Raw genomic sequence first — 25,872 nt, 5'->3', positions numbered from 1 at the left:
CCGCGACCGGTATGCCCACGGCGAACACGGGCGAGGCGCTCGAAGCGCGCCACTAGATTCGAAGCACGAACACGAATCCAGGAGAGCATCCATGGCTGAACCCCTTATGGCGACCAGTGTCTTCGACCGGCTGCTGAAGGACCGAATCATCTGGCTCGGTTCCGAGGTGCGCGACGAGAACGCGAACGAGATCTGCGCCAAGATCCTGCTGCTCGCGGCCGAGGATTCCGAGAAGGACATCTACCTCTACATCAACTCGCCGGGCGGCTCGATCACGGCGGGCATGGCGATCTACGACACGATGCAGTTCGTGCCCAACGACATCGTCACCGTCGGCATCGGCATGGCCGCGTCGATGGGCCAGCTCCTGTTGACCAGCGGCACGAAGGGCAAGCGCTACATCACGCCCAACGCCCGCGTCCTGCTGCACCAGCCCCACGGCGGCTTCGGCGGCACCGCGAGCGACATCCAGACCCAGGCGCAGCTCATCATCTCGATGAAGAACCGTCTCGCGGAGATCACCTCGGCCCAGACGGGCAAGTCGGTCGAGCAGATCAACGCCGACGGTGACCGCGACCGCTGGTTCACCGCAGAGGAAGCCCTCGAATACGGCTTCGTCGACCACATCCGCGAGCACGCCGCCGACGTCGCCGGCGGCGGCGGGACCGAGAACTGAGCGTCGGAGGACAACGCATGAACACCCCCATCTTCGGTCGCGCCCAGAGCGACATGATGCCCTCGAGCCGGTACATCCTGCCGCAGTTCGAAGAGCGCACCGCCTACGGCTACAAGCGCCAGGACCCGTACAACAAGCTGTTCGAAGACCGCGTGATCTTCTTGGGCGTGCAGGTCGACGACGCTTCCGCCGACGACGTCATGGCGCAGCTCCTGGTCCTCGAGTCGATGGACCCGGACCGCGACATCATCATGTACATCAACTCGCCGGGTGGCTCGTTCACCGCGATGACCGCGATCTACGACACGATGCAGTACATCTCGCCCCAGGTGTCGACCGTCGTCCTCGGACAGGCTGCCTCGGCGGCATCGGTCCTGCTGGCCGCCGGCGCTCCCGGAAAGCGCCTCGCGCTGCCGAACGCCCGCATCCTGATGCACCAGCCCGCCGTCGGCGAATCCGGTCACGGGCAGGCGTCGGACATCGAGATCCAGGCGGCGGAGATCCTCCGCATGCGCACCTGGCTCGAGGAGACGATGGCCCACCACACCAACCGCTCCGTCGAGCAGGTGAACAAGGACATCGACCGCGACAAGATCCTCTCGGCGCAGGAGGCGCTGGAGTACGGGATCGTCGATCAGGTCCTCACCTCGCGCAAGCGGACCCCGGCCGCCATCACGGCCTGACTTGTGTCAGACGACGCCCCGCCGATCCGTCGGCGGGGCGTCGTCGTCCACACCCGTGTCGCAATCCGCCCGGTGTCCGGATCTGCGATTAGGCTCGACTGCACCGGCACGAATCCTGAGGGGGAGCACCATGGCACGCATCGGTGAGAGCGCCGACCTGTTCAAGTGTTCCTTCTGCGGCAAGAGCCAGAAGCAGGTCCAGCAGCTGATCGCCGGACCCGGCGTGTACATCTGCGACGAGTGCGTCGAACTCTGCAACGAGATCATCGAAGAGCGCATGGCCGAATCCGGCGACGGCGAGGTCAAGGACTTCGACCTCCCCAAACCGCGCGAGATCTTCAGCTTCCTGGAGGAGTACGTCGTCGGTCAGGATCCGGCGAAGCGGGCGCTCTCGGTGGCGGTCTACAACCACTACAAGCGCGTTCGCGCCCGCAGCACCATCCAGCCCGCCGAGCAGCGCGCCGACGAGGTCGAGATCGCCAAGAGCAACATCCTGCTCCTCGGGCCGACCGGTTGCGGCAAGACCTACCTCGCGCAGACCCTCGCGAAGCGTCTCAACGTCCCCTTCGCGGTCGCGGATGCCACCGCGCTCACCGAGGCCGGCTACGTAGGCGAGGACGTCGAGAACATCCTCCTGAAGCTCCTGCAGGCCGCCGACTTCGACGTCAAGCGTGCGGAGACCGGCATCATCTACATCGACGAGGTCGACAAGATCGCCCGCAAGGCCGAGAACCCGTCGATCACCCGCGACGTCTCCGGTGAGGGCGTGCAGCAAGCGCTCCTGAAGATCCTCGAGGGCACGGTCGCCTCCGTCCCGCCGCAGGGCGGGCGCAAGCACCCGCACCAGGAGTTCATCCAGATCGACACGACGAACGTCCTGTTCATCGTCGCCGGTGCGTTCGCGGGCCTCGAGGACATCATCTCGTCGCGCGTCGGCAAGCACGGCGTCGGGTTCGGCGCCCCGCTGCAGGACAAGGAGCAGGAGCTCGACGTCTTCCGCGACGTCCTGCCCGAGGACCTGCACAAGTTCGGTCTGATCCCCGAGTTCATCGGTCGTCTCCCGGTCGTCACGACGGTATCGCCGCTGGACCAGACCGCGCTCATCGAGATCCTCACGGGACCGAAGAACGCCTTCGTCAAGCAGTATCAGCGGATGTTCGAGCTGGACGGCGTCGAGCTCGAGTTCGAGGACGATGCGCTTCGAGCCGTCGCCGACCTCGCGGTCGCCCGCAAGACGGGTGCGCGCGGTCTTCGCGCGATCCTCGAGGACGTCCTCGGCCCGATCATGTTCGAGATCCCGTCCGCCGAGGACGTCGACAAGGTCGTCGTCACCCGGGCGTCCGTCGAAGAGGGCGCACCCCCGACCCTCGTCCTGCGGCAGAAGCGCAAGAGCGCCTGACGACGGGCCCGCGGTGTCGGATGCCGCGGGTAGCGTTCCCGGCATGGGACGCATCCTCTTCGACACGGCCACCTCGATCGACGGCTACATCGCGGACGACGAGAACTCGCTCGCCTGGCTCTTCGCCGTAGAGAACGGTGACACCCCGGACGACGCTCTGTTGCCGGCGGGGGCGACGGTGCTGGTGGAAGGATCGACGACCTACGAATGGGTTCTCGCCGAGTCCGACATCCTCGCGCACCCGGAGCGGTGGGCGCAGTTCCACGGCGACCGCCCCACATTCGTCTTCACCACCCGCGACCTCCCGAAGCCGGAGGGCGCCGACATCAGATTCGTTCAGGGGCCGGTGGCATCCGTCCTCCCGACGATCCGTGCAGCTGCGGGAGCCGGTGACGTCTGGGTCGTCGGCGGGGGAGACCTCGCCGGTCAGTTCCTCGACGCGGGCGCACTCGACGAGATCGCGATCTCCGTGGCCCCGGTCTTCCTGACCGGGGGTGCGCCGCTCTTCCCGCGCCGGATCGGGTCGGAGCGGCTGCGTCTGCGGTCGGCGGAGGCCGTCGGCCAGTTCGCCCGTCTCGTCTACGAGGTCCGCGCTGCCACGGAGTGAGGTCAGCCGGTGAGGCCGCGCCGCTCCAGGAGGGGCTCGATGCGCGCGTCGCGTCCGCGGAAGTCGCGGTAGGCCTCGAGCGGATCCTTCGAGCCACCGACGCCCAGGAGCCGGGTGCGGAAGCGGTGGCCGTTCTCGCGCGTCAGCCCACCGTTCTCGTGGAACCACTCCACGGTGTCGGCGTCGAGGACCTCGCTCCAGATGTACGAGTAGTAGCCCGCGCTGTAGCCGCCCGAGAAGATGTGGGCGAAGTACGTCGACGAGTAGCGGGTCGGGACGACGGGGTTGTCGAGCCCGATGTCGGCCAGAGCGGTGGCCTCGAACGAGTCGACATCGATGCCGACGGCCGCGTCATCGGCATCCAGACTGTGCCAGGCCTGGTCGATCCACGATGCGGCGAGGTACTCGCTCGTGGCGAAGCCCTGGTTGAACGCCTCGGATTCGCGGAGCTTCTGGACGACCTCAGTGGGAAGCGGCTCGTCGGTGTCGACGTGGCGGGCGTAGGACGCCAGGACCTCGGGCCAGAAGATCCACATCTCGTTCACCTGGCTCGGGAACTCGACGAAGTCGCGGAACACAGAGGTCCCTGCGAAGTGCGGATACGTGACGGTGGCGAAGAGCCCGTGCAGCGCGTGACCGAACTCGTGGAAGAGCGTCGTGACCTCATCGAGGGTGAGCAGGGTCGGGCTCCCCGGCGCGGGCTGGGGCACGTTGAGGTTGTTGACGACGATCGGGGCGGTGCCGCGCAGGGCGGATTGCGACACGATCGAGTTCATCCACGCGCCGCCGCGCTTCGAGTCGCGCGTGTACAGATCGAGGATGTAGAGGCCCAGGTGCGACCCGTCCTCATTGCGGACCTCGAAGACGCGCGCGTCGGGGTGGTAGGCGGGGAGGTCGGGGCGCTCGGCGAACGTGATGCCGTACAACTCAGTGGCGGCGCGGAAGACGCCGTCCACGAGCACACGCTCCGCTTCGAACCACGGGCGCAGGGCGGTCCGGTCGAGCTCATAGCGTGCGGCGCGTACCCGCTCCGTGTAGAACGCCCAATCGTGGGCGGCGAGGCGGAACCCGCCTTCTTCTGCGTCGATGATCTCCTGCAGTGCCGCCTGCTCGTGTCGCGCGTTCTCCGCGGCCGGAACGGCGAGTCGGCGCAGCAGTTCGTGCACCGCTTCGGGGGATCCGGCCGTCTCGTCGGCGGTGACGTACGCGGCATGCGAGTCGTAGCCGAGGACGCGAGCCCGCTCGGAGCGCAGCCGCACGATCTCGGTGAGCACCTCGCGGTTGTCGTTCTCGTTGCCGCGGCGACCTCGCGAGCGGGATGCCTCGAGAAGGCGTTCGCGGCTGACGCGTGACGTCAGCGACGACAGGTACGGATGCCCGGTGAACAGAGTCAGCGTGATGACGTACTTTCCCTCGAGGCCGCGTTCGGCGGCGTTGCGCGCCGCGGCGGAGAGCTCGCCCGCCGTCAGGCCGTCGAGCTCCGCCGCGTCGTCGAAGACGACGGCGAGGTCGTTCGTATCGGCCAGAAGGTTCTTCTCGAACGTGGTCGTGAGCGTGGACAGCTGCTGGTTCAGCTCGGTGAGGACGGTCTTCTCCGCCTCGTCGAGGCCCGCGCCGGCGTTCGTCATCTCGCGGTAGGTGCGCTCGACGAGGTAGCGGTCCTCACCGTGGAGCGCCAGCTCGTCGAGGCGCGCGTGGACGGCGGCGACTCGGCCGTAAAGACGCGAGTCGAGCGTGACGGCATCGTGGTGGGCGGCCATCAACGGCGCGAGCTGCTCGTCGATCTCCTGGATCGCAGCTGTCCCGTGCGCGGAGCTGACGGTGTAGAAGGTGCGTGCGACCCGTCCGAGGGCGTCTCCGGAACGCTCCAGGGCCACGAGGGTGTTCTCGAATGTGGCCTCTTCCGACGACGTCGCGATCGCCTCGATCTCAGCGCGGTGCTCAGCGAAGGCCTGCTCGAACGCGGCGAGATAGTGCTCGGGGCGGATGTTCGGGTAGTCCGGCAGATCGAAGGGGAGGGGCGAGGGGGAGAGGAGCGGGTTTGTCGCGGCATCCGTCATCGTCCCAGCGTACGTCGCCCGTGACTGCCCTCCGTCGCGAGATGCAAAGAAATACTTGCAAAGAATATCTTGCAAAGGTATCTTTGCACTATGACCGAGACACCGAGGGGGCGCGAAGACCGCAAGCTGGATGCCGGGGCTCTCCGCGCCCTCGCCCACCCGCTCCGCGTGCAGCTCTTCGACATCCTGTCGCAGTACGGGCCGCAGACCGCCAGTTCGCTGGCCGAGCGCACGGGGGAGTCATCGGGGGCGACCAGCTACCACCTGCGCGCTCTCGCGAAGCAGGACCTCATCCGCGAGATCCCGGATCGCGGGTCTGCCCGGGAGCGGTGGTGGGAACGCTCCGACAAGTCCGTGTCGTTCGACAGCCCCGAGGCGATGGCGTCTCCTGCAGGTCGCTCGGCGACTCAGCTGATCATGAACGAGTTCCTCGGGCGTCGGCAGCAGCAGCTCATGCGGCATGTGAGTGAGAGCATCGCCGATCCGAGCAAAGAGGACGACGGCGCCGCCATCATCTCCACCGCGAACATCCACCTGACCCGAGACCAGGCGAAGGACATGATCCGGCGCCTGTCCGAGATCGTCGACGAGGTCGTCGCCTCGGCGCGCGGCCACGAGGAAGACCCCGATCGCTTGCCGTTCACCGTCCGGGTGGACGCATTCGCACTCCCCGAGGACGGAGACGGACGATGACCACGATCACCATTCCCGCGCTGGACCTCGCTGCCCGGCCCACGCGCCTGGAATCCGCGCTGTGGGCGGGAGCCACGGCCGTGCAGCGCGCGGTCGCAGATCGGATGCTGCGCCGTGCCGAGCGCGCTGTCCTTCGGGCTGCCGCAGCACGGCACGCCGAGGTCACCCGGGCGGACGTCGTCGCCCACATCGTGCACCACCCCTGGGGGTGAGCCGGACTCAGGACATGCCGTCGTCGTCGAGATGACCGACGACGACCTCGCCCTCCCGGTCGACGCGCACGACGACACCGGTCTCGAGCTCGGCCACCGGGCGACCCTCGAGCCACGTGAGCGTCCAGCGCGGTCGCGGCTGGCCGAGCGGATCCTGATCGATCGAGGCATCCACCACCGCGATCTGCTCGCGCAGGATCTCCGGGACGGCGGAGGGCGGCTGATCGCCGCTCGTCCACCGGGTTCCGAGCTGCATGTCAGGCCTCCTGCGGGGTGAGGACGATGTCTCCGACCGAGACGGCGTCACCGCTCGCGTACGACACCTGTGCGATGCGTCCGACCGCTGCGAGATCGCCTTCCGCCGAGCGGATGGCGTCGAGCGCGGCATCCGGACCCGTGATGGTCAGCGACTCCACGGGAGTCTTCTGCGACGCCTTGGCCTCGGTCTTTGCGCGGCGGACGCTGATCAGCGCCTCGCCGACCGTGCGGAGAACGGCGGGCTCGCCGTCGATGCCCAGCGGCTCGGGCCATGCGGCGGTGTGCACCGAGCCGTCCTCGAACCAGGACCACGCCTCCTCGGCGGCGAACGACAGCACGGGGGCGAGCAAACGCAGCAGCGTCGACAGGGCGGTGCGCAGCGCCAGGGCGGCCGAGGCCTGACCGGCGTCGGCCTGGTTGTAGGCGCGCTCCTTCACGAGCTCCAGGTAATCGTCGCAGAACGTCCAGAAGAACGCCTCGGTGATCTCCAGCGCCCGCGCGTGATCGAACGCATCGAAAGCCGCCGTCGCGTCGCGGACCACCCGGTCGAGGGTCGCGAGCATCGACGCGTCGAGCGCGTGCGTGATGCGAGCGTCCTCGGGGACGGGGAACGAGAGCACGAATTTGGCCGCGTTCAGCACCTTGATCGCAAGGCGGCGGCCGATCTTCACCTGCGTCGGGTTCTGCGGGTCGAACGCCGCGTCGGCGCCGAGACGGCTGGAGGCCGCCCAGTAGCGGACCGCGTCGGTTCCGTGCGCGTCGAGGATGTCGGCGGGGGTCACGACGTTGCCCTTGGACTTCGACATCTTCTTGCGGTCGGGGTCGACGATGAAGCCCGAGATGGCGGCATCCGTCCACGGCGCGCGGCCGTCCTCGAGCACCGAGCGGACCATGGTCGAGAACAGCCACGTGCGGATGATGTCCTGCCCCTGCGGGCGCACGTCGAACGGGGCGACCAGGTTCCAGAGCTCGGGGTCGCGCTCCCAACCGCCCGCGAGCTGCGGGGTCAGGGACGACGTCGCCCAGGTGTCGAAGATGTCGCGCTCGGCGTCGAAGCCGCCGGGCACGCCGCGCTGGTCCTCGGTGTAGCCGTCGGGCACGTCCGTCGTGGGGTCGACCGGGAGACGCGAGAGGTCGGGGGTGAGGACGCGGTCGTAGTCGCGTTCGCCGTTCTCGTCGAGGCCGTACCAGACCGGGATGGGCACGCCGAAGAAGCGCTGCCGCGAGACGAGCCAGTCGCCGGTGAGGCCGTTCGTCCAGTTCTCGTACCGCACACGCATGAAGTCCGGGTGCCAGCCCATCCCGCGGCCCATCTCGATGAGCTTGTCGCGCAGTTCCGCGTCGCGGGCGCCGTTGCGGAGGTACCACTGGCGCGTCGAGACGATCTCGAGGGGACGATCGCCCTTCTCGTAGAACTTCACCGGGTGGGTGAACGGCTTCGACACCTCGAGCAGCTCGCCGGACTCCTGCAGCAGCTCGACGATGCGCTTCTTGGCGCTGAACACCGTCTTGCCGGCGAGCTCCGCGTACGCAGCCTTCGCGGCATCCGTCACGAGCACGTCGGGGGCCTCGTCGATGATGCGGCCGTCGCGGCCGAGGATCGTGCGGTTGGGCAGGTCGAGCTCGCGCCACCAGATGATGTCGGTCACGTCGCCGAACGTGCAGATCATGGCGATGCCGGTGCCCTTGTCCTTCACCGCGAGGGGGTGGGGGAGGACGGGGACCTCGACGTCGAACAGCGGGGTGCGGACGGTAGTGCCGAAGTAGGGCTGGTAGCGCTCGTCGTCGGGGTTCGCGACGATGGCCACGCACGCGGGGAGGAGCTCGGGACGTGTCGTCTCGATGTGGATGTCGCCCGAACCGTCGCTCTTGTGGAAGGCGACGCGGTGGTACGAGGCCTGCTGGTCGCGATCCTCGAGCTCGGCCTGCGCGATGGCCGAGCGGAAGTCGATGTCCCAGAGCGTGGGCGCCATGGCCTGGTACGCCTCGCCGCGGTCGAGATTCCGCAGGAACGCGAGCTGGCTCGTGCGGATGGTGTCGTCCGAGATCGTGCGGTACGTCTGCGTCCAGTCGACCGACAGACCGAGCTTGCGGAACAGATCCTCGAACTGCTTCTCGTCCTCGATCGTCAGCTCCTCGCAGAGCTCGATGAAGTTGCGACGGCTGATCGGCACCTGATCGGCCGGCTTGAGGCTCTTCGCGTCACCGCGGAACGGCGGCGTGAAGTCTGCGTCGTAGGGCAGCGAGGTGTCGCAGCGCACGCCGTAGTAGTTCTGCACGCGTCGCTCGGTGGGCAGACCGTTGTCGTCCCAGCCCATCGGGTAGAACACCGTCTTGCCGCGCATGCGCTCGTAGCGCACCTTCACGTCGGTGTGCGTGTAGCTGAACACGTGCCCGATGTGGAGGGAACCGGATGCCGTCGGGGGAGGCGTGTCGATCGAGAAGACGCCCGCGCGCCCCTTGGCCTTGGCCGCGTCGCGATCGAACAGGTACGTGCCGGCGGCGGACCACGCGGCATCCCACTTCTGCTCGAGGCCTTCCAGGGCGGGCTTGTCGGGAATGTGCGCGTTCGTCATGGTGATGCTCCTCGAGCGATATGTGCGGCACTGTGTGAGCGTGCCTGAGTGTGGGTGTCGCGCCAGTCTACCGCCGGGGCTGTGACGCTTCGCGAGGAGATGAAGGTTGTCGAGGAGCGGATGCCGGGATCCGGCCCTCGGGACGACGCGTCATCTCGTCGCGAAGCGACGCCGCGCGGCGGCGCGTCAGAGGCTCAAAACGCGGTCTCGATCGTCTTGTTGCCGTCGATGATGTCGCGCACGGGGTCGCTCGTGAAGGCATCGATGAGCGCCTTCGTGGACGCGGCATCCTCGTCCTTCCCGGGGACGACCAGCTGCAGGGCGAACCGGTCGTCGAGCTCGGTCAGCAGACCGTCGTCCTGAGGCGTCAGGCCGAGGGCGGCGATGTGCGAGGGCCACTGGAAAACGAGGTCGGCCTCGTCGTAGGCGGTGTTCAGCTGGTTGATCTGCAGCTCGAGGAACTGGAGATCCTTCGGGTTCTCGGTGATGTCCTCCACCGTCGCGGCGTACGGGTCGACGCTCTCGGCGAGGGTGATGATCTTCGCATCGGCGAGCATCTTCAGTGCGCGTCCGGTGTTCGACGCGTCGTTGGGGATCGCGACGGTCGCGCCCTGGGGGAGGTCGGCGATGTCGTCGAGGGTCTTCGAGTAGAACGCGATCGTGAAGTTGTAGATGGGCTGCACGGCGGTGAGGTCGGCGCCGTTGGCGGCGTTGAACTCCTCCATGTACGGCTTGTGTTGCGAGAAGTTCGCGTCGATGTCGCCGGCGGCCAGCATCTTGTTGATCGTGACGTAGTCGGCCACCTCGACGAGCTGGATCTTGTAGCCGTCCTCGATCTCGTCGGCGGCTGCCTCGACGATGTCGGTCATGGGCGAGGTGACGGCGCCCACGCGCAGCGTCGTGACGTCGCCGCCGCCGGACGCGGCGGGTGAGGCGCAGCCGGCCAGCAGGGCGACGGCGGCGGCGGTAAGGGCGGCGGCGAGGGTGAGGCGACGAGGGGACATGGTGCTCCTTGTGGGATGGGGATGGATGCCGGTGGTGTGCCGGCCTCAGCGGTGGTCGAGGCGGACCGAGATCCGCTGACCGACCGCCTGGATGACGAGGACGATGACGAGGATGACGAGGATCGTGAAGTACATGAGCACGTCGTCGTACTCCTGGTAGCCGTATCGCAGTGCGAAGTCCCCGATGCCGCCGCCGCCGACCACCCCGAGGACGGTCGAATACGACAGCAGGCTGATGCTCGCCGAGGTCAGCGCGTAAACGAGACCCGGCAGGGCTTCGGGCAGCAGGAAACGCCAGACCGTCTGCGGGACGGTCGCGCCGAGGGTCTGGGCGACGCGGGGGATGCCGGGGCTCACCTCTCGGAGGATCTGCTCGACCAGCCGACCGTAGACGGCCACGGCGACGACGCACAGCGAGAACGTCGCTGCGGGTGTGCCGAACGTCGTGCCGTAGACGGCGCGCGTCACGGGGACGAGGAAGACGACGAGCAGCAGAAACGGGAACGAGCGGATGACGTTGATCAAGAAGTTCGCTGTCGACCAGACGAGTCGCTGAGGGAGGATCCCGCCGGGACGGGTGAGGTAGACCGCTGCGCCGAGGGGGAGCCCCACGACCACGGCGGCTGCGAGGGATACACCGAGCATGTATCCGGTCTCGCCGAGAGCCTCGATGAGGTCGTCCCCGCGCTCGGCGAGCGACGCTCCGAGCGATGCGAAGACGTCCTCCGAGCCGGTCATGCGCCGAGCTCCCGCCGTGCGCGTTCGAGGTAGCTCTCGCGCTCGCCGCGTGCCGCCTCGGGAACGTCGAGCACCTCGACGAGCCTGCCGTCGTCGAACAGGCAGACCCGGTCGCAGACGCCGCGGACGACGTCGAGGTCGTGGGTGACGATGACGATCGTCGTCCCGAAACGGTCCCGGGCGTCGCGGAGCAGATCGAGCACCTCGCCGGCGGTGGCGGCGTCGAGCGCCGATGTCGGCTCATCGCACAGCAGCAGGCGCGGCCGCGTGACCAGTGCTCGGGCGATCCCGACGCGCTGACGCTGACCGCCGCTGAGCTGCGCCGGGTAGGCGTCCGCCCGGTGATCGAGCCCCACGAAGCGGAGCGCGTCGTCGACGGCGCCGGGCGATCGCTCCTTTCGGGGCCGGATGGCCAGGGCGACCTCGACGTTCTGCCGAACGGTCCGGTTCGACAGCAGGTGAACTCCCTGGAAGACGACGCCGATCTCGCGGCGCAGACGGCGCAGGCCCGCCCGGTCGAGGCGGCCGACGTCGTCGCCGAGCACCCTCACCGAGCCCGCGGTGGCCGCGACCTCACCGGTCAGGAGGTTCAGGAGCGTGCTCTTGCCCGCCCCGCTCTCGCCGATCACGCCCAGGATCTCTCCGTCGGCGACGATGAGGTCGACGTCGGTCAGGCCCTGCACGCCGCCGGGGTAGGCGACGCCCGCACGAGCGAGCTCGACCGGGGATGTGGACAGCACGAAAGGACCTCAGAACGTTGTTGGATGCCGTCCAACTATAGTTCTGTCATGAGCACCAGGTACCGGACCGCGGCCATCAACGACGACGGCGGGACCGGTGTCAGCCGGGTGGTCGGCGGCCTGGAGGTCGCCGTCTCGAACCCGCTCAGTCCCGACGCTGACCTGTCTCGAAGCAACCCCGAGCAACTGCTCGCCCTCGCGTGGGCGACCTGCCTCGACGCCACGCTGCAGGCGATCGTGACGGGGGCGCACCGCACCCGGGTCCGTGTCGAGGTCGAACTCCACGACTCCGCGGAGCGCGGCGGCTACGAGTTCCACGTCACGGCGTTCGTCTCCGCGGAAGGGCGCTCGCTCACCGAGACGGAGGAGCTGGTCGCGGCCGCGCACGACCGCTGCCCGATCTCCCGCCTGTTGCAGGGCGCGGCGACCGTCGGCATCCGTGCGGAGGAGTGGGCCGCCTAACGGTCCACGGCGAATCCGAGGTGCGGCAGGTCGACACCTCGGTAGTGGGTGACGAAACGACGGCGCACGGTCATGCCGAGGCGGATGGCGACGTTCATCGACGCGATGTTCGTGTCGCGAACCTTCGCCCAGACGGTGGCGGCGTTGAGGTGGCGGAAGGCCCAGTCGCGAGAGGCCGCGGCGGCTTCGGTCGCGTACCCGCGGTGCCAGTGGGCCTGCTGGAAGAGGTAGCCGACTTCGAGCACCTGGTCGTCCTCGATCCGCTGCCGCGTGATGCCGCACTGCCCGATCATCTCGCCGGGCGCGTCGGCGATGTCGACGGCCCAGAGCCCGAACCCGTCCTCCTCGTAGCGTTGCAGGTTCCGATCGAGCCATGCCTGGGATTCCGCGTCGGTGAACGCCCCCTCGTAGGCGGTCATCGCGACCGGGTCCGTGAGAATCGCCCGGAGGGCCGGCAGGTCGTCCTCGCTCATGTCTCGGAGAACCAATCTCGCGGTACGCAGCCTCATTCGCCGGTCCGGACGTCGATGCCGAGGGATGCCGCGAGTGCGAGCGCGTGCGAGGTCGCCTGGTCGGAAGTCATGGTGACGCCGCGCAGCATCCGGACGTCCGTGAACGAGAGCACGTCCGCGCCGCGCAGGTCGACGTCGCCCGCCTGCCACTCCCTGACGTCCATCTCGTCCACGGACGTCCCCCCGAACCGCATCCGCTCCACGCGGGCGCCCGGGAGGTCGAGGGTGCCGATGCGGCATCCGGTCACCTCGACGTCTCGAAGCGTCGCCCCGCCCGCCGTCAGGTAGTCGATCCGCACGCCGTCCAGGACGAGACCGTCGCAGCGCGCGCGGGACAGATCGAGCGTCCCGATGCGTCCCCCGCGGACGACGACCGCCCGCCAGGTCCCCTCGCGGGCGATCAGCTCGGCGGCGGACACCGCGTCGAGGACGACGTCCGCCAGGATCGCGCCGGTCAAATCGAGGGCCTGCACGGATGCCGGGGCCACGACGCTCTCGCTGATGCGGCTGTGCGCGGCATCCGTCGTTCCGGGATCGAGGCCGATGCGCGCCTCGGAGGTCTCGCCCGACCGGAGGAGCGTCGCGGCGGCGAACTCGCGGGGGAGATCCGGATCCGGGATGCGGGGCGGCTCGGGTCGGATACGGGAGCGGGCCATGACTCCAGGCTATGCCGACGGTATGATCGTCTGCATCAGCACCGATCCGGCCATCACCGGGGAGCTCTCGGAAGAACAGCGGTCCACCGCCCAGTAGAACCGAGCGGGGCAGGCCCGTCATCGCCGCAGGTGAGTGGGTGCACCCGGATCCGGGCTGCATCAAGCGGGGTGGTACCGCGGTCTCCGGATCGTCCTCGCAGGAGCAGACCTGCAGGAGTGACATGACCTACCCTCGACCTTCCGCCTTCGGCCCCGCCGCCGACGCGCCCGCGGCCGTCGTCCCGAGCCCGCGCTTCCCCGACCTCGAGCGCGACGTCCTCGCCTTCTGGGAACAGGACGACACGTTCCGCGCGTCGATCGCGCAGCGCGATGGCGCCGACGAGTGGGTGTTCTACGACGGCCCGCCGTTCGCCAACGGCCTGCCGCACTACGGCCACCTGCTGACCGGCTACGCGAAGGACCTCTTCCCGCGGTTCCAGACGATGCGCGGCAAGAAGGTCGACCGCGTCTTCGGATGGGACACGCACGGCCTGCCCGCCGAACTGGAGGCCATGAAGCAGCTCGGCATCACCGAGAAGAGCGAGATCGAGGAGATGGGGATCGCCGCCTTCAACGCGAAGGCGCGGTCATCCGTCCTCGAGTACACACAGGAGTGGGAGAACTACGTCACCCGCCAGGCGCGCTGGGTCGACTTCGAGCGCGGCTACAAGACCCTGGACACCGGGTACATGGAGTCGGTGCTGTGGGCGTTCAAGGAGCTCTACGACAAGGACCTCGCCTACGAGGGCCACCGCGTGCTGCCGTACTGCTGGCGCGACGAGACGCCGCTGTCGAACCACGAGCTGCGCATGGACGACGACGTCTACAAGATGCGTCAGGACCCGTCGGTGACCGTGACCTTCCCGCTGGTCGGTGCGAAGGCCGAGGCCCTCGGCCTCACCGCCGTCCGCGCGCTCGCCTGGACGACGACCCCGTGGACCCTCCCGACCAACCTCGCGCTCGCCGTCGGCCCCGACATCGAGTACGTCGTCCTGCCGGGCGGCCCGGCCGGCGCCGCCGACATCCACGAGGACGCCCTCGAGGGGCAGTCGCATCGCTACCTGCTCGCCGCCGACCTGCTCGCGAACTACGCCAAGGACCTCGGATACGCCTCCGCCGATGAGGCCCGCGACGCGGTCGACCAGACCGTCCGCGGTGCCGACCTCGCCGACGTCGCCTACGACCGGCTCTTCGACTACTACGCCGACGAGGAGACCTGGGGCACACAGCACGCCTGGCGCATCCTCGTCGACGACTACGTCACCACGACCGACGGTACGGGCATCGTCCACCAGGCCCCGGCCTACGGCGAGGACGACCAGCGCGTGACGGGGGCCGCCGGCATCCCGCTCATCATGAGCCTCGACGACGGCGGCCGCTTCCTGCCGCAGGTGACCGACGTCGCGGGCGAGCTGTGGATGGACGCGAACCGCCCCCTCATCCGCCTGCTGAAAGCCGAGGGACGTCTGCTGCGCGAGGCGTCGTACGAGCACTCGTACCCGCACTGCTGGCGCTGCCGGAACCCCCTCATCTACAAGGCGGTCTCGAGCTGGTTCGTCCGGGTCACCTCGATCAAGGACCGCCTCGTCGAACTCAACGAGCAGATCACGTGGGCGCCCGAGAACGTCAAGCACGGCCAGTTCGGCAAGTGGCTCGAGGGCGCGCGCGACTGGTCGATCAGCCGCAACCGGTTCTGGGGTTCGCCGATCCCGGTGTGGAAGAGCGACGACCCCGAGTACCCGCGCGTCGACGTGTACGGCTCGCTCGAGGACCTCGAGCGCGACTTCGGCCGACTGCCGGTCAACGAGGCGGGCGAGGTCGACCTGCACCGCCCGTTCATCGACGACCTCACGCGTCCGAACCCCGATGACCCCACGGGGAACTCCACGATGCGCCGCATCGAGGACGTCTTCGACGTCTGGTTCGACTCGGGGTCGATGCCGTACGCGCAGGTGCACTACCCCTTCGAGAACCGCGAGTGGTTCGACGAGCACGCCCCGGCGGACTTCATCGTCGAGTACATCGGGCAGACGCGCGGCTGGTTCTACGTCATGCACGTGCTCTCGGGAGCGCTGTTCGACCGCCCGGCCTTCTCGGGTGTGGCCTGCCACGGTATCGTCCTCGGCAGCGACGGCCAGAAGATGTCGAAGTCGCTTCGGAACTACCCGGACGTCAGCGAGGTCTTCGACCGCGACGGCTCCGACGCGATGCGCTGGTTCCTCATGAGCTCGTCCGTCCTCCGCGGCGGCAACCTCGTCGTCACCGAGGAGGGCATCCGCTCGGGCGTACGCGAGTTCCTGCTGCCGCTGTGGAACGCCTGGTACTTCTTCTCGACGTACGCGAACGCCGCCGGCGGACCGGACGGCGACGGCTACGAGGCCCGTCGCCGGACGGACTCGACGAACGTCCTCGACCGCCACATCCTGGCGTTGACGGGCGATCTCGTCCGCGACGTCGCCGCCGACCTCGAGGCGCTCGACTCGACGATGGCGGCCGCGAAGCTCCGCGAATTCGCCGAGGCGCTGACCAACTGGTACATCCGGCGCTCGCGCGATCGGTTCTGGGTGGGGGTGGATGCCGCCGATCCGACCACGACGGAGGCGTTCGACACGCTCTACACGGTTCTCGAGACGCTCACCCGCGTCGCGGCTCCGCTCATCCCGCTGGTGTCCGAGCGCGTGTGGCGGGGCCTCACGGGCGGGCGCAGTGTGCACCTGGAGGACTGGCCCGACGCCGACGAGTTCGCCCCGGCATCCGACATCCGCGAAGCCATGGACACCGTCCGCGAGGTCTCGTCGGTCGCCAACGCCCTGCGCAAGAAGGAGGGCAAGCGCGTGCGCCTGCCCCTCGCGAACCTGACGATCGCGGTCGCCGGCGCCGATGCGCTCGCGCAGTTCGAGGACATCGTCCGCGACGAGCTCAACGTCAAGGCGGTCCAGGTCGTCGAACTCACCGACGGCCTCGCCGAGCAGTACGGCATCAGCCAGCGCCTCGCGGTCAACGCGCGCGCCGCGGGGCCGCGTCTGGGCAAGCAGGTGCAGCACGTCATCAAGGGCGCCAAGGCGGGTATGTGGAGCGAGACGGACGGCGTGGTCGTCGTCGACGGCATCGCCCTCGAGCCGGGCGAGTACGACCTCACGCTCGAGGCGGGTGGCGTCGCCGAGGGCACCGCGATCGCGCTCCTTCCGCGCGGCGGCTTCGTCCTGCTCGACACCACGACGACGCCCGAGCTCGAGGCCGAAGGCCTCGCGCGCGACGTCATCCGCGCCGTGCAGGACGCTCGCAAGGCGGCCGGGTTCGAGGTGAGCGACCGCATCGCGCTGCAGCTCACCTTCGACGACACCGGCGACGCCGAGGCCGTCGCCGCCGCCTTCGACGACGCCGACGTGGCGGGGGAGACCCTGTCGGTCGCCGACCTCGTCGCCACCGCCGAGGGCGCCACCCTGCGCGGTGAGGCTCTCCGCTCGACGCCGGAGCACACGGCATCCGTCCCCGCCGGTACGTACGCGAACGCCGGCTCCTTCACGATCGGCGTGCGCCGGATCGGAGCGACCTCATGAGCGACCGGACACGAGCGGATGCCGTCTACGCGGCGCTCCTGGAGCGGCAGGGCGAGCGCTGGGTCGAGCCCCGCGTAGAGCGCACCCGGCGCGCGCTGGAGCTGCTCGGCGACCCGCAGCGGACGTACCGCGTCATCCACGTGACCGGCACGAACGGCAAGACCTCCACGAGCCGGATCGCGGAGTCGATCGTCCGCGCCCATGGGCTCCGGACGGGTCTGTTCACGAGTCCGCACCTGGAGCGGTTCACCGAGCGCATCATGGTCGACGGCGAGCCGATCGCCGACGCCGCGATCGCGGACGCATGGGACGAGATAGCCCCCATCGTCGCGCTCGTCGACGAGGAGCTGGACGGGAAGGGAGAGCCGCCACTGACGTTCTTCGAGCTGCTCACGGTGCTCGCTTTCGTCTCGTTCGCCGACGCGCCCGTGGACGTCGCCGTGATCGAGGTCGGCATGGGCGGCGCCTGGGACTCCACGAACACCGCGGACGGCGACGTCGCGGTGTTCGCGCCGATCGACATCGACCATGCCGACAAGCTCGGCGACACGATCGCCGAGATCGCCGCCGTGAAGTCGGGCATCATCAAGCCGAACGCCGCCGTGGTCTCGGCCGCGCAGCAGACCCCGGCGCTCGGCGTGCTGACGTCGGCCGCGCGGGCGCAGGGCGCGTCCCTGGCCGTCGAGGGGGAGCAGTTCGGCCTCCTCGACCAGAAGCTCGCCGTCGGCGGACAGCTGCTGACGGTCCGCGGGCTCGCGGCGACCTACGACGAGCTCTACCTGCCGCTGTACGGCGCGCATCAGGGGCACAACGCGGCGCTGGCGATCGCCGCGGTCGAGTCGCTCATCGGAGGCGGATCTCAGCCCATCGCGCCCGACGTCCTGGCCGACGGCCTCGGCAACGTCACCTCGCCCGGTCGTCTGCAACTCGTCGGCATCGCGCCTACCGTGCTCGTCGACAGCGCGCACAACCCGCACGGCGCCCGCTCGCTGGTCGCCGCACTCGGTGACTCGTTCGACTTCGACGCCTGGGGACTCGTGCTCGGCGCCTTCGCCGATAAGGACGTCGCCGGTATCGTCCAGACGCTCGCCCCGGCGGTCGCGCACGTGTTCGCGACGGCGCCGGAGTCCGACCGCGCCGAGGAGCCGGATGCCGTCGCCGACCTCGTCGAGCAGACGGAGACACCCGTGACGGTGCACCGCGACCTCGCCGAGGCCGCCGACGCCGCCCGTGCGTGGGCGGCCGAGTCCGATCGCCGCGCCGTCGTGATCGCGGGCAGCGTCGTGCTCGCCGGCGAAGCCGTCGTGCTCGCCGAGGCGGAGGACTGGAAGTCCGGGTACCGCTCGTGAGTCGTCGGCCGCGCGCGCGACGGCAACGCGGCGCACGAGAGTCACTCCTGTCGGTCATCCTCGGCTTCGAGTCGATCGTCGCGTTCCTCGCCGGTCTCGCCGTCTACGGCCTGCGTGCCCTTCCACCGGGCATCGAGCCCTGGTGGGGGATCGTCGGCGGCGCCGTCCTCGGCGTCGTGATGATCATCCTCAGCGGGTTCACGCGCCACCGCTGGGGTGTCGTCGCGGGCTTCGCCCTGCAGGTGATCATCGCGCTGGGGGCGATCCTCGTGCCGGCGCTTCTGATCGCCGCCGCCGTTTTCGGCGCGCTGTACGTGTATGGCACCATCAAGGGCGGCGCGCTCGACGAGCGCAACGCCACACTCGCCGCCGAGGCGGAGAAGAACGGAGACTGACATGGCCACCGAACAGACACTCGTCCTCGTGAAGCCCGACGGCGTCGCACGCGGCCTGACCGGTGCGATCCTCGCGCGCATCGAGGCGAAGGGGTACTCGCTCGTCGACATCCGCCTCGTCGAGCCCGACCGCGAGCGCCTCGAGCAGCACTACGCCGAGCACGAGGGCAAGCCGTTCTACGAGCCGCTGCTCGAGTTCATGATGTCCGGGCCGTCCGTGGCGATCCGCCTCGCCGGCAACCGCGTCATCGAGGGCTTCCGCTCGCTCGCCGGCACCACCGACCCGACCACCGCAGCGCCCGGCACGATCCGCGGCGACTTCGGCCGTGACTGGGGCCTGGCCGTCCAGCAGAACCTCGTCCACGGCAGCGACAGCGTCGAATCCGCGAACCGCGAACTGGCGATCTGGTTCGACTGACGATCACTCCGCATGCGCCCGTCCCGGTCTCGGGGCGGGCGCATCGCCGTTTCAGCGGGTGAACTCCGCGATCCAGTCCAGGCGCACCTGGGCGATCACGCCGACGACGGCGAAGGCGATGATGGCCATGAGAGGCGTCCACGCCATGAGCGCGTCCGCCCGGCGGCGGACGGCGGCGGACGCCGGTATGGCGCCCTCCCGGACGAGGTGGACCGTCACGGCGAAGAACGTCGGGATCGTCACCGACCACGTCACCATGCACCACGGGCAGAGTGTCGCGAGCACGAAGATGCTCTGCGTGATGAGCCACAGGACGAATGCGAACGCCGCTGTCACCCCGAGCCCGAAGAGCAGCCAGAACCACCGCGCGAATCGTGCGCCGGCCAGGAGAGCGGCGCCGACCACGATGGGCGCCACCCAGCCGGTCAGGCCGAGGATCGGATTCGGGAACCCGAACACCGATCCCTGCGCAGACTCGAGGTTCTTCCCGCACTGCACCAGGATGCTGATGTCACAGGACGCCGAGGAGCCGGGATTCTCGAGGAGGGCGAACTTCTCGGTGGTGAGCGCGAACGCGGCGATCCACCCCACGACGCCGGCGAAGATCAGCCACAGGGCGAAGACGGTCGGGCGGGGAGAGCGGGTCCGCGAGGTCATGCGGGCGATTATCGCACCGCGGCTGATCCGTCTCCTGACTGCTCGGCCGTGCATATCCGGGGCGGTCCGTCACGGTTTCGTCCCGGGTAGTGGGATAATGGGGGTCGACGTCCCCGCGGCCGCGCCGCCAAGATGTCACCAGAAGACTTCGGGCGATCGACGCCCGCGCAGCATCACCCCGCCGAGTGTGCGGGGATCGGCTGCAGACCGAATGAGTTCGCGGCACCCCCGACAACGGAGCGGCGCCGCCCGATTTTCGCCGGACGGCACGCGGGGCCGTCGGCTAGGAGTAGGCCAGAGATGGCAGATGACACGAACGACACGGCAGCATTCGATGCGAACGACGGCGAGCTGACGCCCGAGACGACGGAAGCGACGGAGCAGGCCGGAGCCGACGTCTCGGCTCCTGTCGCTGAGACGTCGGCTGAGGAGACGGTTCGCGTCGCTGAGACGGCGCCCGTTGCCGAGGCGACGGCGGATTCGCCAGACCACGCGGGTGAGGCCACCGAGCCCGAGCAGGTCGCAGAGCCCGGGGCACCTGCCGAGCCCGAACAGATCGCGGAGCCTGAGGCGCCTGCCGAGCCGGCGGAGCCCGAGGTGCCCACGGCGGTCAGCCTGGGCCTGCTCCCGGAGCAGTTCGTCTCCGCCGTGTCGACCGCGCTGCACTTCTACGCCCCCGAGGTCGCCCCGCTTCCGGCGCTGCCCCGCGACGACCGTGACGATCGCGACGAGAACGGCCCCGAGGCATCCGGCGGCTCCCGACGTCGCAACCGTCGTCGTGGCGGCGGCAACGCCCCCGAGCAGAACGACGAGCCCGCCGCGCCCCGCCGCCGCGCCGTCGAGGTCATCACCGAACCGCAGCGCATCAAGGGGTCCACCCGGCTCGAGGCGAAGAAGCAGCGCCGCCGGGACGGCCGCGAGGCCGGCCGCCGCCGCGCCGTCGTGACCGAAGCCGAGTTCCTCGCGCGGCGCGAGTCCGTCGATCGGGACATGATCGTCCGTTCGCGCGGTGGCCGCATCCAGATCGGCGTACTCGAGGACAACGTCCTCGTCGAGCACTACGTGGCCCGCAACCAGGACGCGTCCCTCATCGGTAACGTGTACCTGGGTCGCGTGCAGAACGTCCTCCCCAGCATGGAGGCCGCGTTCGTCGACATCGGTCGCGGCCGCAACGCCGTGCTTTATTCCGGCGAGGTCGACTGGGATGCCGTCGAGACGGGCAATCAGCCTCGCCGCATCGAGCTGGCGCTCAAGTCCGGCGACCGAGTCCTCGTGCAGGTCACGAAGGACCCCGTCGGCCACAAGGGCGCGCGCCTCACGAGCCAGATCTCCCTCCCCGGTCGCTACCTCGTGTACGTCCCCGGCGGTGCCATGAACGGCATCTCCCGCAAGCTCCCCGACACCGAGCGGGCGCGCCTCAAAAAGATCCTCAAGGAGGTCCTCCCGGAGTCCTCGGGCGTCATCGTCCGGACGGCCGCTGAGGGTGCCACCGAGGAGCAGCTGACGCGAGACGTCCAGCGCCTCACCTCGCAGTGGGAGCACATCAGCGCGCAGGCCCAGACCGGCCAGGCCCCGGCCCTCCTTCACTCCGAGCCCGACCTCCTGGTCAAGATCGTCCGCGACGTCTTCAACGAGGACTTCCGCAAGATGCTCATCCAGGGCGACGAGGCCTACCAGACGATCACGTCGTACCTGACGGGCGTCGCGCCGGACCTGCTGGAGCGCATCGAGAAGTACGAGGGCGAGCAGGACCCGTTCGATGTCTTCCGGATCACGGAGCAGATCGAGAAAGCCCTCGACCGCAAGGTCTGGCTGCCCTCGGGTGGCTCGCTCGTCATCGACCGCACCGAGGCGATGACCGTCGTCGACGTCAACACGGGCAAGTTCGTCGGCACCGGTGGGAACCTCGAAGAGACGGTCACGAAGAACAATCTCGAGGCCGCGGAGGAGATCGTTCGTCAGCTGCGCCTGCGCGACATCGGCGGCATCATCGTCGTCGACTTCATCGACATGGTGCTGGAGTCCAACCGCGACCTCGTGCTCCGCCGGCTCGTGGAGTGCCTGAGCCGCGACCGGACGAAGCACCAGGTCGCCGAGGTCACCTCGCTCGGGCTCGTGCAGATGACCCGTAAGAAGATCGGTCTGGGGCTGCTCGAGACATTCAGCGAGGCGTGCGAGGTGTGCGCGGGCCGCGGCGTCATCGTGCACCACGATCCGGTCGTCAAGCACCGCTCGTCGGGCGGGAACGGGAACGGCAACGGTGGGAACGGGAACCGTCGCCCCCGGCAGACCGGCGGCGCGGCGCAGAACCAGGGCGGGGGCACTGCCCCCGCGGCTCCCGGGCACACCCACGTCATCACGGAGGGCGTGAAGTCGGCGCTCGCGCAGATCGCGGCATCCACCATTCAGCCTCACGAAGAGGCCGCGGTTGCCGCGGCTGTCGAGGAGCCGGCCGTCGCGGAGCGTCCCGAGCGGGCCAAGCGCCCTCGTCGCAAGAAGACGGACTCGGCCCCCAAGACCGACGCGGATCGCCTGCTCGACTCGGTGCTCGAGGCGCTCCCGGAGCCCAAGGCCCCGGGTCAGGGCCGCGCGCGTCGTCGTGTGACGACCGCTGCCCTCACCGGCACGCCGGTTCAGACCTCGTCGAACGACGACTGATCCCGCCCGTCACCGTCCGCGACGCTCGCGGGCGGTGACGCGCAGGCCCGAGGCGATCAGACGCCTGACGAGCTCGTGCGCTCCGACCTGCTCCGCTCCGGCAGCCGCCAGCCGGTCGATCATGTCCTCGGGGACGTCGTAGTGGTCGCGGTCGAACGCGCGGGGAGGGATGCCGTGCGCCGCCGCGAAGGCGTGGAGCTCGGCCAGGTCGCTGTCCGACACAAGATGCGCCCAGAGTTTGCCGTGGGCGGGCCACATCGCGGAGTCGACGAGGATGGCCATCCGCCGATCATAAGCGGGCCGCGCGGGCGGCGGACCGGGTGCGGCGCGCCGGGCCGCGCTTTTGCCCTCACTGCGGGGATCGGGTATTCTGGTCCCTTGGTGCGTCACGTGTCGCAGGCAGTTGCGATGCAGAGCCTGGCTTCCGCACCATGACTTCCAGTCTCATCAGACAATCGGAGCCGTGCGCTCCACAGAAGAAACAAGGTGTGAAGTGGTTTACGCAGTTGTGCGCGCCGGTGGCCGTCAGGAGAAGGTTCAGGTCGGCACGATCGTCGTCCTCGACCGTCAGTCGGCGAAGGTCGGCGACAAGATCGAGCTCCCCGCCGTCCTGTTCGTCGACGGCGACGCCGTGACGACCGACGCCGACAAGCTCGCCAAGGTGAAGGTCACCGCCGAGGTCCTCGGCGAAGAGCGCGGCCCGAAGATCATCATCCAGAAGTTCAAGAACAAGACCGGCTACAAGAAGCGCCAGGGCCACCGTCAGGACCTCACGCGCGTCAAGATCACCGGCATCAAGTAAGCAGCCGAGAGGACACGAGAGATGGCACACAAAAAGGGCGCAAGCTCCACCCGTAACGGTCGTGACTCCAACGCACAGCGCCTCGGCGTGAAGCGCTTCGGTGGTCAGCAGGTCCTCGCCGGCGAGATCATCGTCCGCCAGCGCGGCACGCACTTCCACCCCGGTGCCGGTGTCGGCCGCGGTGGCGACGACACGCTGTTCGCTCTGGCCGCCGGTGCGGTCGAGTTCGGCACGAAGGGCGGCCGCAAGGTCGTCAACATCGTGTCGGCCGCTGAGTGACCACACACATTCCTTGACGAGGGGCGGGCTACGGCCCGCCCCTCGTTCTTTCCCCGCCGGCACTTGTCGGCTTCCCCGTCAGGAGACACCGCATGGTGACGTTCGTCGATCGCGTGACGCTGCATCTGAGCGCAGGCAAGGGCGGCAACGGCTGTGTGTCGGTGAAGCGTGAGAAGTTCAAGCCGCTCGCCGGACCCGACGGCGGCAACGGCGGCCATGGCGGCGACATCATCCTGGTGTCGGACCCGCAGGTCACGACCCTCCTGTCGTACCACCACTCTCCCCACCGTTCCGCAGGCAACGGCGGTTTCGGCATGGGCGATCACCGATCCGGGGCCCAGGGCGAGCCGCTCGAGCTGCCGGTCCCGGTGGGAACTGTCGTCAAGGACGAGACCGGTGAGGTCCTCGTCGACATGGCGACACCCGGCATCCGCTTCGTCGTCGCTCCTGGCGGTCAGGGCGGTCTCGGCAACGCCGCCCTCGCAAACCCCAAGCGCAAGGCTCCCGGATTCGCGCTGCTCGGTACGCCCGGATGGACGGGCGACGTCCAGCTGGAGCTGAAGACCGTCGCCGACGTCGCCCTCGTCGGGTTCCCGTCCGCCGGCAAGTCGAGCCTCATCGCCGCCATCTCAGCTGCACGGCCCAAGATCGCCGACTACCCGTTCACCACCCTGCACCCGAACCTCGGCGTGGTCCAGGCCGGCGACGCACGCTACACCGTGGCCGACGTGCCCGGACTGATCGAGGGTGCCAGCGAAGGCAAGGGCCTCGGCCTGGAGTTCCTCCGTCACGTCGAGCGGTGCACGGCTCTCGTGCACGTGCTCGACTGCGCGACGCTGGAGCCTGGACGCGACCCGATCAGCGACCTCGACGTGATCCTCGCGGAACTCGCCGCGTACCCGGTGCCCGAGGGGCAGATCCCCCTCCTGGATCGCCCGCAGCTCGTCGCGCTGAACAAGCTCGACGTGCCCGAGGCGAAGGACCTCGCCGACCTGGTGCGTCCCGAACTCGAGGCGCGTGGATTCCGTGTCTTCGATATCTCCACGGTCAGCCGCGACGGCCTGCGTCAGCTGACCTTCGCCCTCGGCGAGATCGTCGAGGAGCATCGTGCGGCGCTGGCGGCGGCACCGGCTCCCGAGCGCGTCGTCATCCGGCCTCAGGGGTCGAAGAAGGACTTCGAGATCCGCGTCGAGGGCGGTACCTACGGCAACATCTACCGCATCCTGGGCGACAAGCCGGTGCGGTGGGTGCAGCAGACCGACTTCCAGAACGAGGAGGCCGTCGGCTTCCTCGCCGACCGCCTCGAGAAACTGGGCGTCGAGGACGAGCTCTTCCGTGCCGGCGCGCAGGCGGGCTCCACGGTCGTCATCGGCCCCGGCGACGGCATCGTCTTCGACTGGCACCCCTCCCTCGGGTCGGCCGCCGAGTTGATGACCGCGCCGCGTGGCACCGACCCCCGCCTCGACCTCAACCCGCGCCGGACCACGTCGCAGCGACGTGATCGCTATCACGAGCGCATGGACGCCAAGGCGGAAGCGCGCGCCGAGCTCGAATCCGAGCGGATCGCCGCGAGCCGCGGGGAGGACGAGGTCGACTCGTGACCCTGAAGGACCGCTCCGGGCTCGCCGGTGCCCGCCGCGTCGTCGTCAAGGTCGGATCGTCGTCGATCAGTGGCGAGAACGCGGAGAAGATCGGCCCGATCGTCGACGCCCTCGCCGAGGCCCACGCCCGCGGCACCGAGGTGGTGCTGGTGTCCTCCGGTGCCATCGCAACCGGCATGCCCTTCCTGCTGCTCGACGCCCGTCCCAGCGACCTCGCGACGCAGCAGGCCGCGGCCGCAGTCGGTCAGAACGTGCTGATCTACCGCTACCAGGAAGCCCTTCGCCCCTTCGACATCGTCGCGGGACAAGTGCTCCTCACGGCGGGGGACCTCGAGAATCCGACGCACCGGTCCAACGCTCGACGCGCGATGGAGCGGCTGCTGGGCCTGCGCATCCTCCCGATCGTCAACGAGAACGACACGGTCGCCACTCACGAGATCCGCTTCGGCGACAACGACCGTCTCGCTGCGCTCGTCGCGCAGCTCGTCGGGGCGGACGCACTCGTGCTCCTGAGCGACATCGAGACGCTCTACACACGTCCGCCGGACGAGCCGGGGGCGGAACCCATCATCGACGTCGCCTTCGGGGACGATCTGTCCGGCTTCCAGTTCGGCTCCGTCGTCGTCAACAGCGTCGGCACCGGGGGAGCGGCGACCAAGGCGTCCGCTGCCCGATTGGCGTCCGCCGCGGGCATCGCCGTCCTCGTCACGAGCGCCGACCTCGTGCACTCCGCGCTCCGCGGCGAGCAGGTCGGCACCTGGTTCGCTCCCAACCCGCAGCCGATCACCCCCGCGACAACGGCACCCGTGCCCGTCGACGGCGCCTGAACGGGCGAGCC

The 25,872-nt window shown here is 69.1% G+C and carries 25 protein-coding genes and 1 pseudogene; 16 read left to right on the top strand and 10 right to left on the bottom strand.

The features are described from left to right. Positions 1–79: 79 nt before the first annotated feature. The 4 genes and pseudogenes from ACIQLK_RS10575 to ACIQLK_RS10560 form a co-directional block, all read left to right on the top strand. A pseudogene (locus ACIQLK_RS10575) lies at positions 80–676 on the top strand (ATP-dependent Clp protease proteolytic subunit); the annotation flags it as partial. 17 nt (positions 677–693) lie between these two features. Further along, positions 694–1,359 carry an ATP-dependent Clp protease proteolytic subunit gene (locus tag ACIQLK_RS10570; protein ID WP_018186570.1) on the top strand — a complete coding sequence of 222 codons (666 nt, stop codon included), beginning with the start codon at positions 694–696 and terminating at the stop codon, positions 1,357–1,359. 130 nt (positions 1,360–1,489) lie between these two features. Then, on the top strand, positions 1,490–2,758 hold the full coding sequence (gene clpX / locus ACIQLK_RS10565) for an ATP-dependent Clp protease ATP-binding subunit ClpX (RefSeq protein WP_400364746.1): 1,269 nt from the start codon (positions 1,490–1,492) through the stop codon (positions 2,756–2,758). A gap of 43 nt (positions 2,759–2,801) precedes the next feature. Further along, positions 2,802–3,365: a dihydrofolate reductase family protein gene (locus tag ACIQLK_RS10560; protein WP_133399492.1), complete on the top strand. Its 564-nt coding sequence runs from the start codon at positions 2,802–2,804 to the stop codon at positions 3,363–3,365. Between the two features lie 2 nt (positions 3,366–3,367). On the opposite strand, the gene ACIQLK_RS10555 is transcribed toward ACIQLK_RS10560, so the two are convergent. Beyond that, complete coding sequence (locus ACIQLK_RS10555; RefSeq protein ID WP_400364745.1) at positions 3,368–5,425, bottom strand: M3 family metallopeptidase; 2,058 nt, start codon at positions 5,423–5,425, stop codon at positions 3,368–3,370. A 90-nt stretch (positions 5,426–5,515) separates the two neighbouring features. Between ACIQLK_RS10555 and ACIQLK_RS10550 the strand changes: the two genes are divergently transcribed. Together ACIQLK_RS10550 and ACIQLK_RS10545 are read left to right on the top strand one after the other, a co-directional pair. Continuing rightward, the gene (locus ACIQLK_RS10550; RefSeq protein ID WP_400364744.1) at positions 5,516–6,118 is read left to right on the top strand and encodes an ArsR/SmtB family transcription factor; all 603 of its coding nucleotides are present in this window, start codon (positions 5,516–5,518) and stop codon (positions 6,116–6,118) included. After that, positions 6,115–6,330, top strand: coding sequence for a hypothetical protein (locus ACIQLK_RS10545; RefSeq protein WP_400364743.1), 216 nt, complete (start codon positions 6,115–6,117; stop codon positions 6,328–6,330). Before ACIQLK_RS10550 ends, ACIQLK_RS10545 begins: the two co-directional genes overlap by 4 nt. Before the next feature lie 7 nt (positions 6,331–6,337). Here the strand turns inward: ACIQLK_RS10545 and ACIQLK_RS10540 are convergent, their stop codons facing one another. The 5 genes from ACIQLK_RS10540 to ACIQLK_RS10520 all read right to left on the bottom strand — a co-directional run bounded on the left by ACIQLK_RS10540 (position 6,338) and on the right by ACIQLK_RS10520 (position 11,646). Beyond that, entirely contained in the window at positions 6,338–6,586 is a 249-nt protein-coding gene (locus ACIQLK_RS10540; RefSeq protein ID WP_400364742.1) for a hypothetical protein, read from the bottom strand. Between the two features lies 1 nt (position 6,587). Beyond that, positions 6,588–9,164, bottom strand: coding sequence for a valine--tRNA ligase (valS, locus tag ACIQLK_RS10535; RefSeq protein ID WP_400364741.1), 2,577 nt, complete (start codon positions 9,162–9,164; stop codon positions 6,588–6,590). 194 nt (positions 9,165–9,358) lie between these two features. Beyond that, positions 9,359–10,168, bottom strand: a complete 810-nt coding sequence (locus tag ACIQLK_RS10530; protein ID WP_400364740.1) for a MetQ/NlpA family ABC transporter substrate-binding protein — start codon at positions 10,166–10,168, stop codon at positions 9,359–9,361. A 45-nt stretch (positions 10,169–10,213) separates the two neighbouring features. Next, positions 10,214–10,906, bottom strand: coding sequence for a methionine ABC transporter permease (locus ACIQLK_RS10525; RefSeq protein ID WP_400364739.1), 693 nt, complete (start codon positions 10,904–10,906; stop codon positions 10,214–10,216). Continuing rightward, entirely contained in the window at positions 10,903–11,646 is a 744-nt protein-coding gene (locus tag ACIQLK_RS10520; RefSeq protein WP_400364738.1) for an ATP-binding cassette domain-containing protein, read from the bottom strand. Before ACIQLK_RS10520 ends, ACIQLK_RS10525 begins: the two co-directional genes overlap by 4 nt. A 48-nt stretch (positions 11,647–11,694) precedes the next feature. On the opposite strand from ACIQLK_RS10520, the gene ACIQLK_RS10515 reads away from it, so the two are divergent. Further along, a complete protein-coding gene (locus tag ACIQLK_RS10515; RefSeq protein ID WP_400364737.1) occupies positions 11,695–12,108 on the top strand; it encodes an OsmC family protein in 414 nt (137 codons plus the stop codon). Here ACIQLK_RS10515 and ACIQLK_RS10510 read toward each other — a convergent pair. Further along, positions 12,105–12,617 carry a GNAT family N-acetyltransferase gene (locus ACIQLK_RS10510; RefSeq protein ID WP_400364736.1) on the bottom strand — a complete coding sequence of 171 codons (513 nt, stop codon included), beginning with the start codon at positions 12,615–12,617 and terminating at the stop codon, positions 12,105–12,107. The two genes, ACIQLK_RS10515 and ACIQLK_RS10510, sit on opposite strands and share 4 nt — an antisense overlap. After that, the gene (locus tag ACIQLK_RS10505; protein ID WP_400364735.1) at positions 12,614–13,276 is read right to left on the bottom strand and encodes a hypothetical protein; all 663 of its coding nucleotides are present in this window, start codon (positions 13,274–13,276) and stop codon (positions 12,614–12,616) included. Before ACIQLK_RS10505 ends, ACIQLK_RS10510 begins: the two co-directional genes overlap by 4 nt. Positions 13,277–13,497: 221 nt before the next feature. On the opposite strand from ACIQLK_RS10505, the gene ileS reads away from it, so the two are divergent. The 4 genes from ileS to ndk are packed head-to-tail and all read left to right on the top strand — an operon-like array spanning position 13,498 to position 19,037. Further along, positions 13,498–16,875 (top strand): isoleucine--tRNA ligase, encoded by a 3,378-nt coding sequence (gene ileS / locus ACIQLK_RS10500; protein WP_400364734.1) that lies wholly within the window; start codon positions 13,498–13,500, stop codon positions 16,873–16,875. Further along, the gene (locus ACIQLK_RS10495) at positions 16,872–18,224 is read left to right on the top strand and encodes a bifunctional folylpolyglutamate synthase/dihydrofolate synthase (RefSeq protein ID WP_400364733.1); all 1,353 of its coding nucleotides are present in this window, start codon (positions 16,872–16,874) and stop codon (positions 18,222–18,224) included. Before ileS ends, ACIQLK_RS10495 begins: the two co-directional genes overlap by 4 nt. Then, positions 18,221–18,619 (top strand): DUF4233 domain-containing protein, encoded by a 399-nt coding sequence (locus ACIQLK_RS10490; RefSeq protein WP_400364732.1) that lies wholly within the window; start codon positions 18,221–18,223, stop codon positions 18,617–18,619. Before ACIQLK_RS10495 ends, ACIQLK_RS10490 begins: the two co-directional genes overlap by 4 nt. A gap of 1 nt (position 18,620) precedes the next feature. Next, positions 18,621–19,037, top strand: coding sequence for a nucleoside-diphosphate kinase (gene ndk, locus ACIQLK_RS10485; RefSeq protein ID WP_091353108.1), 417 nt, complete (start codon positions 18,621–18,623; stop codon positions 19,035–19,037). A 51-nt stretch (positions 19,038–19,088) separates the two neighbouring features. On the opposite strand, the gene ACIQLK_RS10480 is transcribed toward ndk, so the two are convergent. Continuing rightward, entirely contained in the window at positions 19,089–19,694 is a 606-nt protein-coding gene (locus ACIQLK_RS10480) for a vitamin K epoxide reductase family protein (protein WP_400364731.1), read from the bottom strand. 300 nt (positions 19,695–19,994) lie between these two features. Between ACIQLK_RS10480 and ACIQLK_RS10475 the strand changes: the two genes are divergently transcribed. Continuing rightward, positions 19,995–22,352 (top strand): Rne/Rng family ribonuclease, encoded by a 2,358-nt coding sequence (locus tag ACIQLK_RS10475; protein WP_400364730.1) that lies wholly within the window; start codon positions 19,995–19,997, stop codon positions 22,350–22,352. 9 nt (positions 22,353–22,361) lie between these two features. Here the strand turns inward: ACIQLK_RS10475 and ACIQLK_RS10470 are convergent, their stop codons facing one another. Next, positions 22,362–22,634 carry a DUF4031 domain-containing protein gene (locus tag ACIQLK_RS10470; protein ID WP_400364729.1) on the bottom strand — a complete coding sequence of 91 codons (273 nt, stop codon included), beginning with the start codon at positions 22,632–22,634 and terminating at the stop codon, positions 22,362–22,364. Between the two features lie 211 nt (positions 22,635–22,845). Between ACIQLK_RS10470 and rplU the strand changes: the two genes are divergently transcribed. The 4 genes from rplU to proB all read left to right on the top strand — a co-directional run bounded on the left by rplU (position 22,846) and on the right by proB (position 25,861). Next, on the top strand, positions 22,846–23,154 hold the full coding sequence (gene rplU / locus ACIQLK_RS10465; RefSeq protein WP_165971349.1) for a 50S ribosomal protein L21: 309 nt from the start codon (positions 22,846–22,848) through the stop codon (positions 23,152–23,154). Positions 23,155–23,175: 21 nt separating this feature from the next. Continuing rightward, the gene (rpmA, locus tag ACIQLK_RS10460; RefSeq protein ID WP_065570691.1) at positions 23,176–23,433 is read left to right on the top strand and encodes a 50S ribosomal protein L27; all 258 of its coding nucleotides are present in this window, start codon (positions 23,176–23,178) and stop codon (positions 23,431–23,433) included. A 92-nt stretch (positions 23,434–23,525) separates the two neighbouring features. Further along, complete coding sequence (gene obgE, locus ACIQLK_RS10455) at positions 23,526–25,034, top strand: GTPase ObgE (protein WP_400364727.1); 1,509 nt, start codon at positions 23,526–23,528, stop codon at positions 25,032–25,034. Then, the gene (gene proB, locus ACIQLK_RS10450) at positions 25,031–25,861 is read left to right on the top strand and encodes a glutamate 5-kinase (protein ID WP_400364724.1); all 831 of its coding nucleotides are present in this window, start codon (positions 25,031–25,033) and stop codon (positions 25,859–25,861) included. The genes obgE and proB overlap by 4 nt, the downstream gene beginning before the upstream one ends. Positions 25,862–25,872: the final 11 nt, after the last annotated feature.

The organism is Microbacterium sp. NPDC091382 (assembly GCF_044757025.1).
GTDB lineage: Bacteria > Actinomycetota > Actinomycetes > Actinomycetales > Microbacteriaceae > Microbacterium.
This window is presented reverse-complemented; position numbering and strand designations above follow the sequence as displayed.